The organism is Nostoc sp. FACHB-110 (assembly GCF_014697425.1).
GTDB lineage: Bacteria > Cyanobacteriota > Cyanobacteriia > Cyanobacteriales > Nostocaceae > Nostoc_B.
This window is the reverse complement of sequence record NZ_JACJRU010000001.1, coordinates 366,295-384,201: the sequence shown is the minus strand read 5'-3', so window position 1 is coordinate 384,201 and position 17,907 is coordinate 366,295. Positions and strand designations below refer to the sequence as shown.

Annotated in this window: 9 protein-coding genes; 5 read left to right on the top strand and 4 right to left on the bottom strand. The window is 42.2% G+C overall.

Annotation, left to right across the window (positions count from 1 at the left end; all coding sequences use genetic code 11):
* Positions 1-83 precede the first annotated feature (83 nt).
* Positions 84-2,945 (bottom strand): cation-translocating P-type ATPase, encoded by a 2,862-nt coding sequence (locus H6G69_RS01440; protein ID WP_190680809.1) that lies wholly within the window; start codon positions 2,943-2,945, stop codon positions 84-86.
* Between the two features lie 397 nt (positions 2,946-3,342).
* Here H6G69_RS01440 and H6G69_RS01435 point away from each other — a divergent pair, with 397 nt between their 5' ends.
* A complete protein-coding gene (locus H6G69_RS01435) occupies positions 3,343-4,974 on the top strand; it encodes a transglutaminase domain-containing protein (RefSeq protein WP_190680807.1) in 1,632 nt (543 codons plus the stop codon).
* Between the two features lie 437 nt (positions 4,975-5,411).
* Complete coding sequence (locus tag H6G69_RS01430) at positions 5,412-6,776, top strand: hypothetical protein (RefSeq protein WP_313950111.1); 1,365 nt, start codon at positions 5,412-5,414, stop codon at positions 6,774-6,776.
* Between the two features lie 80 nt (positions 6,777-6,856).
* On the opposite strand, the gene H6G69_RS01425 is transcribed toward H6G69_RS01430, so the two are convergent.
* Positions 6,857-7,696, bottom strand: coding sequence for a PD-(D/E)XK nuclease family protein (locus H6G69_RS01425; protein ID WP_190680805.1), 840 nt, complete (start codon positions 7,694-7,696; stop codon positions 6,857-6,859).
* A 154-nt stretch (positions 7,697-7,850) separates the two neighbouring features.
* On the opposite strand from H6G69_RS01425, the gene H6G69_RS01420 reads away from it, so the two are divergent.
* Complete coding sequence (locus tag H6G69_RS01420) at positions 7,851-9,278, top strand: phosphoglucomutase/phosphomannomutase family protein (RefSeq protein ID WP_190680803.1); 1,428 nt, start codon at positions 7,851-7,853, stop codon at positions 9,276-9,278.
* Between the two features lie 68 nt (positions 9,279-9,346).
* Positions 9,347-9,622, top strand: coding sequence for a LapA family protein (locus H6G69_RS01415; RefSeq protein WP_190680801.1), 276 nt, complete (start codon positions 9,347-9,349; stop codon positions 9,620-9,622).
* 109 nt (positions 9,623-9,731) lie between these two features.
* Here H6G69_RS01415 and H6G69_RS01410 read toward each other — a convergent pair whose 3' ends face one another.
* Both H6G69_RS01410 and H6G69_RS01405 read right to left on the bottom strand, forming a co-directional pair.
* Entirely contained in the window at positions 9,732-14,972 is a 5,241-nt protein-coding gene (locus H6G69_RS01410; protein ID WP_190680799.1) for a tetratricopeptide repeat protein, read from the bottom strand.
* Positions 14,973-15,003: 31 nt separating this feature from the next.
* Positions 15,004-16,308 (bottom strand): P-loop NTPase fold protein, encoded by a 1,305-nt coding sequence (locus tag H6G69_RS01405; protein ID WP_190680797.1) that lies wholly within the window; start codon positions 16,306-16,308, stop codon positions 15,004-15,006.
* Between the two features lie 506 nt (positions 16,309-16,814).
* Between H6G69_RS01405 and xerC the strand changes: the two genes are divergently transcribed.
* Positions 16,815-17,906, top strand: a complete 1,092-nt coding sequence (xerC, locus tag H6G69_RS01400) for a tyrosine recombinase XerC (protein ID WP_190680795.1) — start codon at positions 16,815-16,817, stop codon at positions 17,904-17,906.
* Position 17,907: the final 1 nt, after the last annotated feature.

Genomic DNA, 17,907 nt, shown 5'->3' with positions numbered 1-17,907 from the left:
AGGCAAAAGCTCAAGATTCTTGAAGCAAGACTTAAGATATCAACTAACTTCTGTTTTACCTTTTTACTTTTACCTTTTTACTTTTAAACAGTTTTCTTGCCTCTTAGACGGAAGAAGATTTTTTCTGCTTCAATCCAAACAAACATTAAGGCACTAAAACCAAAACAAATTGCCAACTCTATTGGCGGTAGCCAATGAGTGCCAAAGAAATCACGTAGGGGTGGAACGTAAACCAGCATCAATTGTAAAACCGTTGTCACCACAACCGCACCCAGTACATAGGGATTAGATAAGGGATTCACTTCAATGGTGAGTTGGTTGTTAGAACGAATGGCGATGGCATGACCCATTTGAGCCACGCACAAGGCTGTGAACACCATTGTTTTCCAACGATCTGGGCTGAGGTCTGGCCCTGTGACTGCATGGGCGTGACTATATGCCCATTCCATCAGAATAATCGTAATAATCGCAAACACAATCCCAATCCGGATCATGTAAGAACCTAACCCCCTAGCAAAAATGCTTTCGCGGGGACTAAACGGCGGACGCTTCATCACGTCTGGTTCTGGTGGTTCCACAGCCAAAGCCAATGCGGGTAAACCATCTGTGACTAAGTTCATCCAGAGAATTTGCAATGGTGTGAGCGGAACACCACCCAAACCTAAGATGGGTGCGGCGGCAATTGTTAAAACTTCACCGATATTACTGCCCAAGATGTATTTGATAAAACGGCGGATGTTGGTGTAAACTACCCTACCTTCTTTAGTGGCGGAAACGATGGTGGCAAAGTTGTCATCTAGCAGCACCATATCGCTAGCTTCTTTGCTGACATCTGTACCAGTAATACCCATTGCAATCCCGATATCTGCTTGTTTTAAAGCAGGTGCATCATTCACCCCATCGCCTGTCATAGCCACAAATCTACCCCGACGTTGTAATGCTTGCACAATCCGCAGTTTGTGTTCTGGGGCTACTCTGGCATAGATGCTTACTAAGTCAACTTGCTGCTCTAATTCTTGGTCGCTCATACGTTGCAATTCTTGACCAGTCAGCACTCTATCGCCTTCTTGCGCAATTCCCAAGTCAATTGCAATGGCGCGGGCTGTTAATTGATGGTCGCCTGTAATCATGACTGGGCGAATCCCGGCTTGGCGACATTCAGCTACAGCTGCTCTCACTTCTGGGCGTGGTGCATCTAGCATTCCCACCAATCCCAGCCATACCAAACTTTGCTCGGATTCTTCATCTGAGCCTTCTGGGGGAACTTCTAGCAAGGGTTTATAAGCAAAACCCAATACCCGCAAGCCTTTACTTGCCATTTGGTCGTTGGCTGCTAGGATTTGGCTGCGTTGTTCTTCATTTAAAGGTGAGGTGTTTGTACCTAGACGAATTTGGGTGCAACGAGCCAAAATTAACTCTGGTGAACCTTTGGTAAACATCAGGTAAGATTCAGAGTTAACAAAACCGGAAATGGCCGGATCAATCCCTGTTAAAGATGGTTCCCCTGTGGCTACTTCTTCTACCTGGGTAATTACGCTCATCCGTTTGCGTTCTGAGGAGAAGGGAAATTCACTTACACGGGGTAACTTACTGTTCCACTGGTCTTTTTCAATACCAGCTTTGCCTGCTAATGTAACTAATGCACCTTCGGTGGGGTCGCCTAAAATTGCCCATTCGCCTTTTTCTTTTTGCAATACTGAGTCATTACAAACGGCGCAAGCAACTAACAAAGCCGGAATTTCGGGATAATCTTCAGCAGCAACGTTTTGACTATCTAATTGAAAATCCCCAACTGGGGCATAACCTTCGCCTGTAATCCGAAAAGTATTGTTATTAGTAAAAATTGACTGCACCACCATTTTGTTCTGTGTCAGTGTGCCTGTTTTATCAGAACAAATTGTAGTGACTGAACCCAAGGTTTCCACTGCTGGTAGTTTACGAATCAAGGCATTGCGGCGTACCATTCGCTGGGTTCCTAATGCCAAGGTGACGGTAATCACGGCGGGTAAACCTTCGGGTACTACCGCCACTGCCATACTTAAAGACACTTCTAACAAGTCTTTGAGGTTGCTAAAGCCTCTGGCTTGAATGACACCGCCAATCACCACAACCGCTACTAAAATCAAGGAACCTGTAACGAGAACGTTACCTAGTTGGGTCATTCTTTGTTGTAGGGGTGTGGGTTCGCTATCCACCGACTGCAACATCGCGGCAATTTTACCTAGTTCTGTTGTCATCCCGGTGTTTGTCACCAGAACTTTACCGCGTCCTTGAACAACTTCCGTACCTTGATAAACTAAATTCAGGCGATCGCCTAAAGATGTATCTTCTGGTAGTTGTAAATTTGATTGTTTATTGACAGCTTCCGCTTCACCTGTCAGTGCTGACTCTCGCACTTGTAAATTGGATTGTTCGATTAAGCGTCCATCTGCGGCTATTTGCACCCCTGCTTCCAGTAGCATGATATCGCCAGGAACGATTTCTTTAGCAGCTACATCCAACAATTTGCGCTCGCGGATGACTCGCACCAAGGGAGAAGCCATCTGCTTGAGGGCGGCTAGGGCTTTTTCTGCGCGGCTTTCTTGGACATAACCCAGAATGCCATTTAAAATTACAATCGCCAAAATCGCAATTGTATCTTTAAATGGCACTTCCCCTGGCTTTAATTCGCCAGCTTGCCAAGCCGTAAAATCTAAAAAACCTGATATAAAAGCTACTGCAATCAGCATCAACAACATAATATTCTTGAACTGATCTAGCAGTATTTCCCAAGCACCACGACCACCATGTTCTTCTAATTCATTGGGGCCGTATTTTTGCAACCGTTGGTCAACTTCTTGGGGGGTTAAGCCACTGTCTGCCTTACTATTAAGCAGGCCTAGCGCTTTATCAACTTCCAAAGTGTGCCAATTTGCGGCACTGTCAGGCAGAGAATTAGCAGACATTGTGTAGGTTCAGAAAAAGGTTACAAAATTCGATCATAATTTAGTGATGGCAGGAAAACCATCAACTAAAGTTATATTAGGGCTATTGCCAACTTGTACAAGTTTAAATGTGTTTTTGGTTCTTTGCTAATTTTTATTTAGTGACATTGCTAGCTGATTTGATTTTTGAATCAATGGTCTGGCAGCTTGTACAGATAATTTCCACAAGCAAATCAGCTGCCTATATGTATTTTTATGTAATTCCTAGTATTTCTAATAACAATTAGCAAAAATTCTTCACCAAGAAAATTCGCACTTATGTCTAGAGATAATAGCAAAATTAATGCTAGGCGTGATAAACCGTTGAATAGATATGCTTAAGATAAGTTTTGCACTCCCTAATTAGACTGCTAGCCAGATGTTTGGGCAAAGGACAATTCGACCGCTTACGGCTGCCACTCTAGGTGGTATTGCTTTCATTGACGATAGACTGATTGCCATTGACAGTACAAAGGGACATCTACTTGAGATTGATCCTGAGTCTGACAACAGCAAAATTATCAATCCGCATCAGGTTAAAGAATTTAGTGATGTCACTGGTTTAGCAGTTTGGGAAGATACCCTGTGGGTGACTCGCGGTAACAGTGTTTATGTATCTAAGCTTGGTTCTTTAGGACTAGAACATTTTGCTACCTTGCCCTATACCGCTAATGGTGTGGCTGTTTGGGAATCAACTGTTTATGTTAGCTGTCAAAAGCTGGGTTACATTTTGATTTTTGATCGCAACACACGCAAAGAAATTACTAAGTTTTATGCGCCTGGGGTGGGTGTAGAAAACTTAACAGTGACTCAAGAAACGCTGTGGATTTGCGATCGCACTGAACAAACAGTGTACTCGATGGATCGAGCTACTGGCGAAGTCAATTTCAGCGTTTTGACACCGTTTGATTCTCCTACAGGCATTGCTGTACATCAAGATGCTGATGGCAAACAAATGCTTTATGTTGCCTACTCTTCGGAGGAACCATACATTCGAGATAATCCCAATGCTGACCCAAATCATGAGTTAACTTACCGCGATCGCACTTTCATTCACCCGCTTTATTATCATTACAATACGGAGAAACGCTACGCCCTTTCTAACGGCTATCTCATCGAAATGTCTTATGTTGAGGAAATTGCCCCCTTAGAAGAGGTATATCTCCAAGATATAGAATGGCGCATCGCTTTACCCTCAGAAACAGAACGCCAAACACTTAAACAAGTTGAACCTATTGGTCTGCCTTTTACAGAAGAAGTCATTGATGGACAACGGGTAGCAGTGTTTAAATTTGACACCCTGGCCCCTGGGGAACGCCATATATTTGGCTGGAAAGCGTTGTTAGAAGTACGGGGGATTAAGTATCGAATTACGCCTAAAGATGTAGAAGATTTGCCTGAACTGTCGGCAGAATTACAAAGCCGCTACCTCGTTGATGATGATGATTTGGCAATGGATACTGCTATTGTCCGGCGTGCTGCCCGTGATGCGATCGGTTCGGAAAGCAATTTATTACGGAAAATGTATAGTATCCGTAACTACGTCTACGATGAATTATCCTATGGCATTAAACCCTACATCGACACCCCAGATATTGTTTTAGAACGAGGCGTTGGTTCTTGTGGCGAGTATGTGGGTGTTTTACTAGCTTTGTGCCGTTTAAATGGCATCCCTTGTCGCACTGTGGGTAGATACAAATGCCCTCCCTACAGCGAACATCAAGGAGTACCATTACAACCTGATTTTAACCACGTATGGTTAGAATTTTATATTCCCAATTTTGGTTGGTTGCCAATGGAATCTAACCCTGATGATTTAGGAAACTACGGCCCCTATCCCACACGCTTTTTTATGGGTTTGTGTTGGTATCACATTGAAATTGGTAAAGGTATCTCTTTTGAAACTCTCAGTAGTCAAGGTCAAAGACTCACAAAAGAAGACATTGCCATCGGTGATTTAGCAATTAATCATATTCGCTTTACAATTCTTAAAGAACTTTCACCTTTTTGATTTTGTTAAGTTAATTAATTGTTTTTTCGTCAACAATCATCACCCCGGCTTTCAAAAAAAGTCGGGGTGATAAGTATGAGAACAAAACTAACTCTTCACTCAGGATTTTACTGAAGAATATCATTTATTGATGCTGACTTATCAGAAATTTATCATGCTTATTCGTAACAGTATGGATATCCTTCTCTAGACGAATACATAGCTAAACCCGTATACACCCTCAAGACAGTTTAGCTGAATTAGGATAGTCTTCCTGTATATACTTGCACAGCATTTTCTTGTGGCTGGCTTATTCAAGACATTATAAACTTATCTGCATTTTCCTGAAAAGAATTAGGTAGCTCAGTAAACATAGAGGTTAGATTTATCGAGTTGAAATAACCTAAATCTTCATTTATTAAAATTCCTGTCCCCAATTTGAAAGCGGTAACGTTAAAGTGACTAATTGGATAAATCCTCAATCTCAAAAAATCCCTAAACAGCTAATAGCTGGCAATAAGACCTACGATTCTGGATATTTCAATAATACTACTCAACAGTCTAATAATGCTGAGGAACAAAAAATATATCAACATCTGCTGCACTTAGTACAAGTGAAATCTACTAATGAAATGATTGAGCGATGTCGAGCTTTATTTATTGAAGGTGCAGATTATCCTGAACCAGAAATATTATTAACTTTAGATAACATTACCTCCAATAAAAATGCTATCCATGAGTTTAATTTTTTTCTCAATCGCTGCTGTCATATCTTGATTAATCGCTGGCATATGCAGCCACAACTGCATCATGCTATTCCTACATTAATACAATTATTTGAATCTTCGCCTACTAGATCCAGAGCTACAAGTTTTCGCCATCGCCACATTAGGCATTTGCGTGAATTAGTCCAGATATTTCTTAAAAGCGAACAATATTTAATGTTACGCCGCTTTGTCCAGGTAATGGCAAAAACTCCAGCAGTGAATGTTATCGATGAAAATCAACCGTTAATTACTTTAATTCGCCGTTATCCCTATTTATACGAACATTGTTTGATGAATGATGATTCTAGCTTTGAACATCAGTGGCGCGTCAAACAAATGCAAGCAAAGGTACAAAGACAATTTGAAGTTGATTTATCTAAATATGTGACTTACCAAGTGCGACGCAGCCAAATATTAAAAAAAACTTCCGGGGATGAAGCAGACCGGATTTTGCTTCCTGTAAATAATCCTACATTATTAAGCGATCGCCAACTCCATGACACCCTGAAACATTTTTTGGGTAAAGTTGAAGGTAACTATACATATCCAGAGTTAGCTCAAAAATTTTTGCAGTCTAGTCAGCAAGCTACTTGCTTTCGTGATTTTAAACAAGATTTATATGAATATTTAATTTCATCAGTTGGTAACGGCTCAGGAAAGCGGCAATTTCAACAAAAATTATCGACACAATTACAAAATACACTAGCACAAGCTGATGCTCAAAAACCCGATGAATTTTTAATTCTCCGAACTTGTAGCCAGTTATTAAATTTTTTAATCATTGAAAGTCACTTTTCTATCCAGCATTTTAATTTAATAGACTTAGTTAGTAACCAAGGAACAATTAATACTACAACTTTATTGCTAAAAATTGTTTTAATTTGTCACAAAGTCAAACCATCTCTAGAAAAACGTTTAGCTATTTTATTTTATCACTATGAATCGGCAACTAATAACAGTATAGAGTGGCTAGTGCAAGTGTTAGAACAAATTAATATTGCGATGGTACTTTATTTCGGCAAGATTGATATTTCGTATTTTAAAGAAATTAGTTAATGGCGATGGCTTTTTGTTATACCACTTGAATGTGAAGTTGCACATATTTCGATCGTTTTCATGCGTAAGTCCTGCTATTATCACACTGGCAAGACTGGCTGAGAAGAAGCAGTTAAATTAGCAAATTCACAAATAGAATTAAACGGACAAAATCGGCAGTGATAACCAGGATTTGGGGGGAAAATCTGGCTAAAATCGCTCTTTTGTTGATGATATTTTTGCAAATCATCTTGATGCTTCTGGGCAATTTTAGCTAACTCATATTTTAAATTTTCAAATTCATGATTCGAGATTTTAATTAAGTCCGATTTTTTCCCCAATTCTAAATTATAAAATGATGCTACTGCTGGTCTGCCAGGATAAAGATAACGAGCCGCTAGCAAATAAACTAAAGCTTGCCTCTGGTCAAAAGCAGATTTTCCGGTTTTGAAATCTAAGATATGTAAAGTACGATCGCCATCAATAAAAATGCAATCCATCGCGGCATATAAGCGGAAACAAGTATCTCCTTGACCAATTAAAATTGGTTTCGGAAAACCTTCATCACCTGGGGTTAATTGCAAGATGTTTTTACCCCTTAAAAACGGTGCATTTTGATATTTCTTTAAAATCTGAATTACTCGCTGTTGCACTTGATGGCTGGTATTGTTGAGTTTTAATAACTGTGCAACTTTTTCTACACCATCAGATTTGTTTAACAAATGTCTATTATGATGAAACTCATAAACGCCTTTTTGCGCGAGTATACCAATCCGTTGGGGAGCCGTAGCTTGGCCTAGTAGTTCTTTAACTTGCGGTTCGTGTTGACGCGCTTTGATAAACCCCCGTCGCATCTGACAATGCCAGCGTTCTTGTCCAGTCGCTGGGGTAACTAAAGACCAAAGGTGATAACTGACAAAAGGTCGATCAGGGGTTGACATCGCTAACAAGCAGTGAGAAGAAATACTGAGGGGAGAAATTTGAGCATTAATTTTTGCTGCTCATAACTTCTAGAGAGAGATAGTTGCGGCTACGCGCGCTTTGCGGGAAGCTTTCTAATAGAGTACTGAAGATGGATGGGAGAAAGTGGCAACAATGAGTGTTAGTAGCAATTCCAGCAAAATCAAATTTGGGACTGATGGTTGGAGAGGGATTATTGCCGATGATTTTACTTTCCCCAATGTGCGGAAAGTAACAAGAGCGATCGCCAGCTACCTCGAAACAGCCTACTCTAAAGACAGACCAGTTCTAATTGCTTACGATACGCGGTTTTTAGCTGATCAGTTTGCCCGTACAGCCGCCGAAGTCTTAGCAGACTTGGGTTGGACGGTCAAAATTACTGATCGAGATTGCCCCACACCAGTAATTGCCTACAACGCCCGTCACTTAAATTCAGCAGGGGCGTTAATGTTTACAGCTAGCCATAACCCTGCACCATATTGTGGAATTAAATATATCCCCGATTATGCTGGGCCTGCCACTCCAGAAATCACTGATACTATTGTGGCAAATATTGAAAGTGCTGCGGATGATCTGCCTAGTAACAACCCTAGCGGGTCAATTTCTATTTTTGACCCCAAACCCGATTATTTGCAATTTATCTATACATTGCTGGATGTAGAACGCATTAAAAGCGCTCATTTAAAAGTTAAATATGATGCTTTGTATTCGACTTCACGCGGTTATTTAGATGAAGTTTTGCAACAAAGCGGCACAGAATTAGAAAGCTTCCACACTTGGCGGGATGTATTATTTGGTGGCGGAATGCCAGAACCCAAAGGTGAACAACTAGAAGAATTAGTAGAAGCAGTACGCCGTGACCAAGCTGATTTAGGTTTAGCAACCGATGGTGATAGCGATCGCTTTGGTATAGTAGATGAACAAGGCAATGTCCTCACCCCTAACACTGTGTTGTTGGTATTAGCCAGGCATTTAATCAAAAATAAAGGTAAAAGCGGCGCAATCGTCCGCACAGTAGCCACAACTCACCTATTAGATAATCTGGCGGCTAAGTATGGTCTGCCAATTTATGAAACCCCAGTCGGCTTTAAATACATTGGGGAAAAAATGCGGGAAACAGCCGTTTTGATTGGTGGTGAAGAATCAGGTGGTTTGAGTGTAATTGGGCATATTCCCGAAAAAGACGGTGTTTTAGCTGATATGCTAGTGGCAGAAGCGATCGCCTACGAAGGCAAACCCTTAAGCCAACTCGTCAAAGAAGCGATCGCGGAAGCCGATGGCCCCTTGTATAACAAGCGTCTGGATTTACACTTAACCGAAGACCACAAAAACGCTGTGATCGACTCTTATACCAAAAACCCACCCTCAGAAGTGGCAGGTATTAAGGTCAAAGAAGTGGGCAGGAAAGATGGTATTAAACTTTACCTAGAAGAAGGTAGCTGGGTTTTATTGCGTCCTTCCGGTACAGAACCACTGGTACGCGTTTATCTAGAAACTAATACCCCCGAAAAACTCTCGCAAATCGCCCAAGAAATGGAAAGCGAAATTGCTAAGTTAGGATAAAAGTTTAAACCGCAGATGGATGCAGATTCACACTATCTGTGTTCATCTGCGTTTATCTGTGGTTTGTTATGAAGACAATTGCTAATTTATTGATATCTGTAGTTGTGGCTGTTTGGATAGTAGCGATCGCCATTATCTCAGTCCAAAATGCTACACCAGTATCGCTAAAATTTTTAAGTTTTCAATCAATTCAAATACCAGTCGGTTTAGTTCTGGCTTTTAGTGCCGCGCTTGGGGTAATTGGCATAGCTGTGCTGCAACCGCTTTGGGGTTTAGCTGATTCTGAGCGAGATAATCGATATGAGGATGATGCCGAGTTTTTTGTTGACGATGAAGATTTTTGAATTTATCTCATGTCCGGCAAATCACTGATGATTCAACACATCTGTGCAGAAACGACAAAACCCTCTCCCCTACACCCCTAAACCCACCAAAGAACTTTTTCACCAAGCCCTATTTAATTCCCTCACACAACTTTTTATCCTGCTCACTCGCAATGGGATTTTTCAGATAATACTGTAACCACACACAACCCCGCGCTAACAAATCATCTAAACTCTGCACAGGCCACAACCGCGCTGTCCCATCATCACTGGCGGTGGCGATAGTTTTGCCATCGGGGCTGAAACTCACACCCCAGACACTGCCCCCATGCCCTTTCAATTCCCGTAACAGTTGCCCGTCAACAGTCCACAACCGCGCTGTGCTGTCATCACTGGCGGTGGCGATAGTTTTGCCATCGGGGCTGAAACTCACACCCCAGACACTGCCCTGATGCCCTGTGAGTTCCCGTAACAGTTGCCCGTCAACAGTCCACAACCGCGCTGTCCCATCACGAGAGGCGGTGGCGATAGTTTTGCCATCGGGGCTGAAACTCACACTATAGACAATGCCCCGATGCCCTGTGAGTTCCCGTAACAGTTGCCCGTCAACAGTCCACAACCGCGCTGTCCCATCACCAGAGGCAGTGGCGATAGTTTTGCCATCAGGGCTGAAACTCACACCCCAGACACCGCCCTGATGCCCTTGAAGTTCCAGTAACAGTTGCCCGTCAACATTCCACAACCGCGCTGTCCCATCACCAGAGGCGGTGGCGATAGTTTTGCCATCAGGGCTGAAACTCACACTTCTGACAATGCCCTGATGCCCTTTAAGTTCCCGTAATAGTTGCCCGTCAACATTCCACAACCGCGCTGTCCCATCACCAGAGGCGGTGGCGATAGTTTTGCCATCGGGGCTGAAACTCACACTATAGACAATGCCCCGATGCCCTTTCAATTCCCGTAACAGTTGCCCGTCAACACTCCACAACCGCGATGTCCCATCACCAGAGGCGGTGGCGATAGTTTTGCCATCGGGGTTGAAACTCACACCCCAGACAATGCCCCGATGCCCTTTGAGTTCCCGTAACAGTTGCCCGTCAACACTCCACAACCGCGCTGTACCATCATAACTGGCAGTGGCGATAATTTTGCCATCGGGGCTGAAACTCACACCCCAGACAATGCCCTGATGCCCTTTCAATTCCCGTAACAGTTGCCCGTCAACACTCCACAACCGTGCTGTTCTGTCATAACTGGCGGTGGCGATAGTTTTGCCATCGGGGCTGAAACTCACACTATAGACAATGCTCCGATGCCCTTGAAGTTCCCGTAACAGTTGCCCGTCAATAGTCCACAACCGCGCTGTCCCATCATCACTGGCGGTGGCGATAGTTTTGCCATCGGGGCTGAAACTCACACCCCAGACACTGTTCCGATGCCCTGTGAGTTCCCGTAACAGTTGCCCGTCAACACTCCACAACCGCGCTGTGCTGTCAGAGGAGGCAGTGGCGATAATTTTGCCATCGGGGCTGAAACTCACACTATAGACAATGCCCTGATGCCCTGTGAGTTCCCGTAACAGTTGCCCGTCAACAGTCCACAACCGCGCTGTCCCATCACCAGAGGCGGTGGCGATAGTTTTGCCATCGGGGCTGAAACTCACACTATAGACAATGCCCCGATGCCCTTTAAGTTCCAGTAACAGTTGCCCGTCAACAGTCCACAACCGCGCTGTCCCATCATCACTGGCGGTGGCGATAGTTTTGCCATCGGGGCTGAAACTCACACTATAGACAAAGCCCCGATGCCCTTTAAGTTTCAGTAACAGTTGCCCGTCAACAGTCCACAACCGCGCTGTCCCATCACCAGAGGCGGTGGCGATAGTTTTGCCATCGGGGCTGAAACTCACACTTAAGACGAAGCCCTGATGCCCTTTCAATTGATTACGTTCTGTAATCCTGCTTAAAATACTATCTAAAGCAAACATAGGGCTAATAGCCGGGTATTTTTCCAGAGGGCGGCCATCTTTCACCAATGCTTTCAACTCTTTAGCCGAGTGCATCACCGCCACCAAAGCTTCTAACTGTGCAAATTCAAACTGTCTTAAAGCATTCACCCCGGCTCGTTCTAGTTCTGTTCCTTTCTGCGCTTCCTTTTGGGCTGCTTGTGCGGCTTCCGTTGCTTTCCTTGCGTTCGCCAGTTCGGCTTCTGCTTTCCTCAAAGTTTCATCAGCTTGTCTAGCTTTCGCTTCCGCATCGTCTTGCTGTTTCTTTGCCTGTTGTGCTTTCACCTCAGCAGCTTTGACTTTTTCTGTCGCATTTTTAATTCTGGCTTCAGCCTCAGCATTTTTCTGTTGTAAATTTGCTGCTTCCTTGTTTACTTTATCTAAGTCTGCTTTAGCATTAGCTAAATTCTCACTTGCCTTGTGGCTTTCTAATTGTGCCGCTTTAAACTTCGCCTCTGCCTCTTGCTTATTTTTCAATGCTGCTTGATAGTTTTTATTTAAATTCTTGCTTTGATTTGCTAATTCCTGAGCTTGTTTGCGGTTCTTAGCCAGTTGAATTTCTGTCTGCTGCTTTTCTTGCTTAACTGTTTGCAAACCCCGTTGCGCTTCATTGAATTTTTTTTCTGAAGCTTGCTGTTTGCCCTTCGCAGATTCCGCCTGTTGAAATAAGCTAGAAGCATACAACCCTGTGACGGCTAATAAACATATTGATAAACCAGAACTTATCAACAACCGATTTCGCCCCTGCTTAATTTTCTGGTCAGCTTCCCTTTGCGCATCAGCTAATATTTTATTTTTCTGTTCAACCCGTTTTAATTCTTCTTCTGTTAGTTGACGCTGTTCTCTTTCTCTTGCCAGTTCTGCTAATATTTCATTACCCTGCTGCTGGCGAATAACAGCCACCAAATAATCATGCACTAACTGATAACGGTCAGCAGGTGATTCTGGCAAGAATAAAACTAATCCAGATTCTACAAAAATCTCTAAAACCAAATCTAACTTATCAACTTCTGCCGCCAAACCCTCTACTAACTCCGCACGAGTTTTTAGGGGTCGTGTGCCATTTTCATCTGTAAGTAAATATAAAACTAATCGCGCTAACCGTTCATTTTCTGTGCCACAATCTCTAATTACATCTTCTAAAAATCGCTCAACCAGTTTTTCCTTAGTTCCTACTTGCTGATACTGTGCTAAACGGGTAATATTCTCTGTTTGTAACTGCGCCCCTACAATTTGCAATTCAATCGGGCGTACTTCTCCCAATTTCCCAGCTAAATCACTCACTAATTGTTCAACTAGCTCATCTTCTAAATAAAACTGGGTTCTCTCCGTCAAACTTTTAATAACTTTTTTTGTATCTTCTATCGAAAAGTTACCTAAATAATAACGCCTTTGCTTATCTAAAATATTATTATCAACAACAGCTAAATCAAATAACCGTTCTAACTCTAATAAATAATGTAAATAATCTTCCCGCAAAGACAGCACAACCTTCACAAAAGGAATATCCAAACACACCCGCAAAAAATCATAAAATTCTCGTCTTTGCTCCTTATCGGGATACACAAAGAAAAACTCTTCAAACTGGTCAAAAATTAACACCGTCAAAAACTTACGCTCATTATTCAGGTGTAACTGTTCAATAATCACTGCGTCCGAGTTAAAATCAACAGCTAATTTACTTCTCCGCACCGCCTCAAAAGCCTCTGATATCCCCCTTCCCAACACACTCACCCAATCAGAATAAACCCGCACCAAAACAGGTAAAGCCTCTCGCGCCTGTATGGATTGTTGCTGCAAAGCAGGTATTAAACCCGCCTGTAAAATTGAGCTTTTACCCACCCCAGATTGACCATGAATCACAATTAATTTATTCTGATTCCCAGTAATTTTATCTCGCAGTCGATTAACATCTAATTCCCGCCCAGAAGCCCGAATTTCATCAGCAATTGTTCCGGTTTTCTCTCCTTGCAACTGTGTTGTATTAATCTCCTGCCGTTGCGGGTTAAGATAAGATGCACCTACAAAAGCCCTAAACTTATACTGTTGTTCAATTCGTAATTGCTGTAGCTTCAACCTAAACGCTTGCAGATATTCTTTTTCCTCAAAATACCACTCCCGCAACCATGCCAAAATGCTAATATAAAGCCTGGGATTATATTGATGATCACTTTCATCCTTAGCTAACTCTAAATTAGCAATAGCCTGATTAATTTGTTTGGTAGCATATTGAGCGCGTGCCAAAATCAACCGATATAAACCCCGCTCATGAATTTGCTCATCAGCTACATTTTCACTACTAGCTAATGCGCGTTTAGCAAAATCTTGAGCTTCACTCCACCGCGCTTTTTCTAAAGCCACCTCCGCCAAAAAACCATAACATTGCGCCACCTGCAACGCCGTACCATAACTTTGCTGTAGAGTTAAAGATTTGTTCGCCAGACTTTGCAACTCATCCCAAGCTTGCAGATGTCGCAGCACTTCACCCAATTTATTAATATACTTAGCAACTAAATTCCTAAATTGTCCCGCTTCTAATACTGCAATAGCTGTTTGGAAATAATCTCTAGCTGTCTGCAAATTTCCCTGATGCTTTTGCGCCTGACGTTCCCCAGCCAACCCCAAATGAAATAATAAAATACCTTGACGTTCTAAATGATTACTTCCCTGCCAAAAATTTAAACTCTGCTGATAACTTTCTAAAGCAGCGTCTATATCATCATGTAGATAATCATACCACCCCCGCACAAACGCCAAACTAGCTGACAAAGCTGGGTCTAAATCTACCCCCTGACGCTGTAAATCTTGGTTAGCCTGATTTAATTCCCAACAAACCTGAGCATGAGGAATCATATGACCATGAAATATCTCATCAGTAATTTGTTGAATTAACTCAATTAACTCATGGGTAGAACTTTCAAAAACAATAGCAGTAGTCCAACTTTCTAAATCAGTCGCTAACCGAATTAACTTTTGCAAAATTTGGTCATTTACCCACAACAAAACCGGGAAGCGAAAGTTATTTCTAAACTCCTCCCGCACCCGGTTAGCCGTAGTCAAAACGCTATCAATATCTTGCACAGACTCCAAACCAAAAACCATTAAAGCCTCTGGCTGTTCATCTCCCAACTGCTCCACTATGCTGGTATACAGCGTTTTTACCGATGTGGGTAAACTAATTTCCCGTATTTCTAAAGGAGATAACGCGTGTAATCTGCGTGTAATTTGCTGCCGCAAAGCCCCATAATTACAGCGCAATAAAATCAGCGAAAATTCACCCTGAGACAAAGTAATTGCTCTTACCAGAGTTTGTAAAGAGCGTTCATTTTCCGGCGTTAAATTTTCTCCATCCTGCTGATTTCTCATACACAGAGATTATATCCAGTCCGTTTAGTTGTCATAACTGAAAATCCCTAGCCTCTGCCAAAATAGGATTAATATCAAACCAGGAACTATCATCATCCCGATATTCAAATACAAACATACTACGCAATAATAATTCGTAATTTTCATGACCTCTTAAAGTTTTCACCCTCGCTACCTCACGCAGCACTTCCCATTCATCAGGGGTAATAGCTAAAGTCAGTTCATTGCAACGTTTTTTAATCACGCTTTCTAAACACTCCCTAGAAATGGGAGGATCATCTTGCTGAAGACAGCGAAATAATATCATTAACAAATTCCGCAAATGACCACCACTAACTAAGCACAGTCTTTCTAAGGTCTCAGGGTTATCAAACACTTCTGTAATTAAATGCTGGCTTTGTTCCCAACTCACCCCAGGAAAAGCCCTTACCATCACCATTTGTTGCAATAATCTCATTCCCTCGGAGGATCTAGTTCCATCCCGCAGTTTTACCGGAACCATTGGTAAAACCTTGGGGTCAACTCCAAAGCGATTTGTTAATCTACCTAAAGTGTTGGAGAAAAGTAATACCAAGGGAATTGTATAAACAACGTGACAACTTAGCTGGTTTAACTGTTCGCCACGTTCCACAAATAAATATTCTGGCTGAATTTGACCGTAACCTTTTAAGGTATTATCAATACGGTCAAGGTTATCAATAATGACAACTAAACCTTGTTTACCTTGCTGTTTTAGCTTGTCAATTGCAGGTTTGAGTATTTCTTTATTGATAGATTCTAGAATACCATTAGTGCGGGGTTCTAGATATTGCCGCAATTGCGATCGCAAGTTAGGACTATCTTTTGTTTTAGCAGTAATTTTCCCAATTCCCACCGACAACTCAGCCTCTACCCCAATATCTAAAGGTGTCTGCAAAAATTCCGCCACTTCCCTAAATAGGTTTTGAAAGTATCCAGGCTTAAGGTTAATCTTAACTGCTTCTAGACTTTGACCTACTTCACGAGCTATAGCTAACAAAATATCCGTAACATCTACATCAGCCGTATCTAGACTTTGGCTAGATTCAAAGTAAACTACATGAAATCCCTGCTGTTCTAACTCTAATTTCAGTTTCAGCAACTCTGTAGATTTACCACAGCCAATATGTCCAGTAAATAATTGACAAGTAGGTTCATCAGGCGAAAGTCGGCTAATGGTTCTGCCTAATTCGTTAATAATCTTGCTACCACGCACCTTAGAGAAATCTATATAATATTGTCGATCCTCCGGCTTACTCACAACCAGGGTTTTCATTGGGTTGCACGCCTGATAAAACCTCTTTAAGTCCAGTTTCATGACAATTTACCCAAATTTAACGTAAAAAAACACATATATATAAAACTATACCTGTATAATCACGCCTTACCCTCGTCAGCAACAGGGTGTAGAGGATAGGGTATGCCTGAGTGTGAAGACGGCATTAGCGGTGGCAAGGATAACCATTGAGCTAGAAAGTATATAGAGGTTATTTACGCACACTAACCAGACTTTAAAATAGTTAAAGAGTATACTTGATACCAAGTTGCAGTCAAAGATAGTAATCTAGAGAGTAGGAATACTACTATTGCCGCAAAGTAACTTAGTATAAATTATTACAATACTTGAAAAGAGTGCTGCGATCGCACAGCATTTTAGTTAGTGCGTTCGGCAAATAATTTGTCGCTTTATGTTATGAATGGAGAATAGGGAACTCGAATCCCTGACCTCTGCGGTGCGATCGCAGCCATCCTAAAGGGTTAAACCTTTAACTGTAGAGGTTCCCTAACTGTCTTGATGATGCCTTTAGGACATCACTAGGACAGATGAGAGAGATTAAGCCAGTTAACAATAATGGGTCTATTCAGCTTAAGTTTAGCTTTGGCGGTAAAAGATACAGTTTTAACCCAGTCCCAGGCAGCCACTATGATGATAAAAGGGATATGGCTGTTGCCAGAGCGATCGCCACACAGATACAGAATGATATTCTAGCTGGTCACTTTGACCCTACCCTAAATCGCTACAGGTTAGAACCTAAGGCATTAACCAAGACACAGCCTAAGACCTTATTAGAACTCTGGGATACCTGGGTAGAGTCCTTAGACCTTCCGCCAGCTACCAAAGCCAATCATTATAAATGGGTTAGGCGGATGATAACCAAGGCTAACCCAGGATTAACAGAAACTAGCTGGTTAACTCAGGCTAACATTTCACCTAGAACCTACAAAGACCGCTTAAGCCTTGTTAGGGCTTGTGGTAAATGGGCAGTAGCTAAAGGCTGGCTAGAGGTTAACCCCTATGAAAATCTTAAGCCCAAGAAAGATAACCCTAAGGAAATCAAGCCATTTACCCAGACAGAGATTAGAGCCATACTGGCTGGCTTTGATGAACTAGCACCACACTATAGCCCCTTTGTTAGATTTCTACTGGCTACTGGGGTTAGGACTTCTGAGGCTATTGGGTTACTTTGGGGTCATGTGGACTTTGATAGGTCAGAGATAACTATCAAGGAAAGTTTACCCAAAGACCTAACAGGGAATGGCTACCGCAGGGTTAGGAAAGAGACTAAGACAGGAAACATTAGGTATTTACCCATGTCCCTAGAGTTACAAGCTCTGTTAATGTTTCTTAGACCTGCCAAGGTTAACCCTGATACCCTGGTCTTCACTACTCCTCAAGGCTGTATCATAGATGCTGATAACTTTAGGTGTAGGCAATGGACTAAGGTACTGAAAGCCCAAGGCATACCCTACAGGAAACCTTACACCACTAGGCACACAATGGCTAGTCATGCCATAGACCAGGGTATACCTATCACTGGTGTAGCTTATCTGCTAGGACATAGTGATAATACTATGGTCATGAGAAACTATGGTCACATGGTTAATAGACCTAATCTGCCGAGTGTACCCATATAAA

Coding starts and splice junctions, on each gene's coding strand:
- H6G69_RS01405 (WP_190680797.1), bottom strand. CDS start 16,308: ATGAAACTGGACTTAAAGAGGTTTTATCAGGCGTGCAACCCAATGAAA.
- H6G69_RS01420 (WP_190680803.1), top strand. CDS start 7,851: ATGAGTGTTAGTAGCAATTCCAGCAAAATCAAATTTGGGACTGATGGT.
- H6G69_RS01435 (WP_190680807.1), top strand. CDS start 3,343: ATGTTTGGGCAAAGGACAATTCGACCGCTTACGGCTGCCACTCTAGGT.
- H6G69_RS01425 (WP_190680805.1), bottom strand. CDS start 7,696: ATGTCAACCCCTGATCGACCTTTTGTCAGTTATCACCTTTGGTCTTTA.
- xerC (WP_190680795.1), top strand. CDS start 16,815: ATGAGAGAGATTAAGCCAGTTAACAATAATGGGTCTATTCAGCTTAAG.
- H6G69_RS01410 (WP_190680799.1), bottom strand. CDS start 14,972: ATGAGAAATCAGCAGGATGGAGAAAATTTAACGCCGGAAAATGAACGC.
- H6G69_RS01440 (WP_190680809.1), bottom strand. CDS start 2,945: ATGTCTGCTAATTCTCTGCCTGACAGTGCCGCAAATTGGCACACTTTG.
- H6G69_RS01415 (WP_190680801.1), top strand. CDS start 9,347: ATGAAGACAATTGCTAATTTATTGATATCTGTAGTTGTGGCTGTTTGG.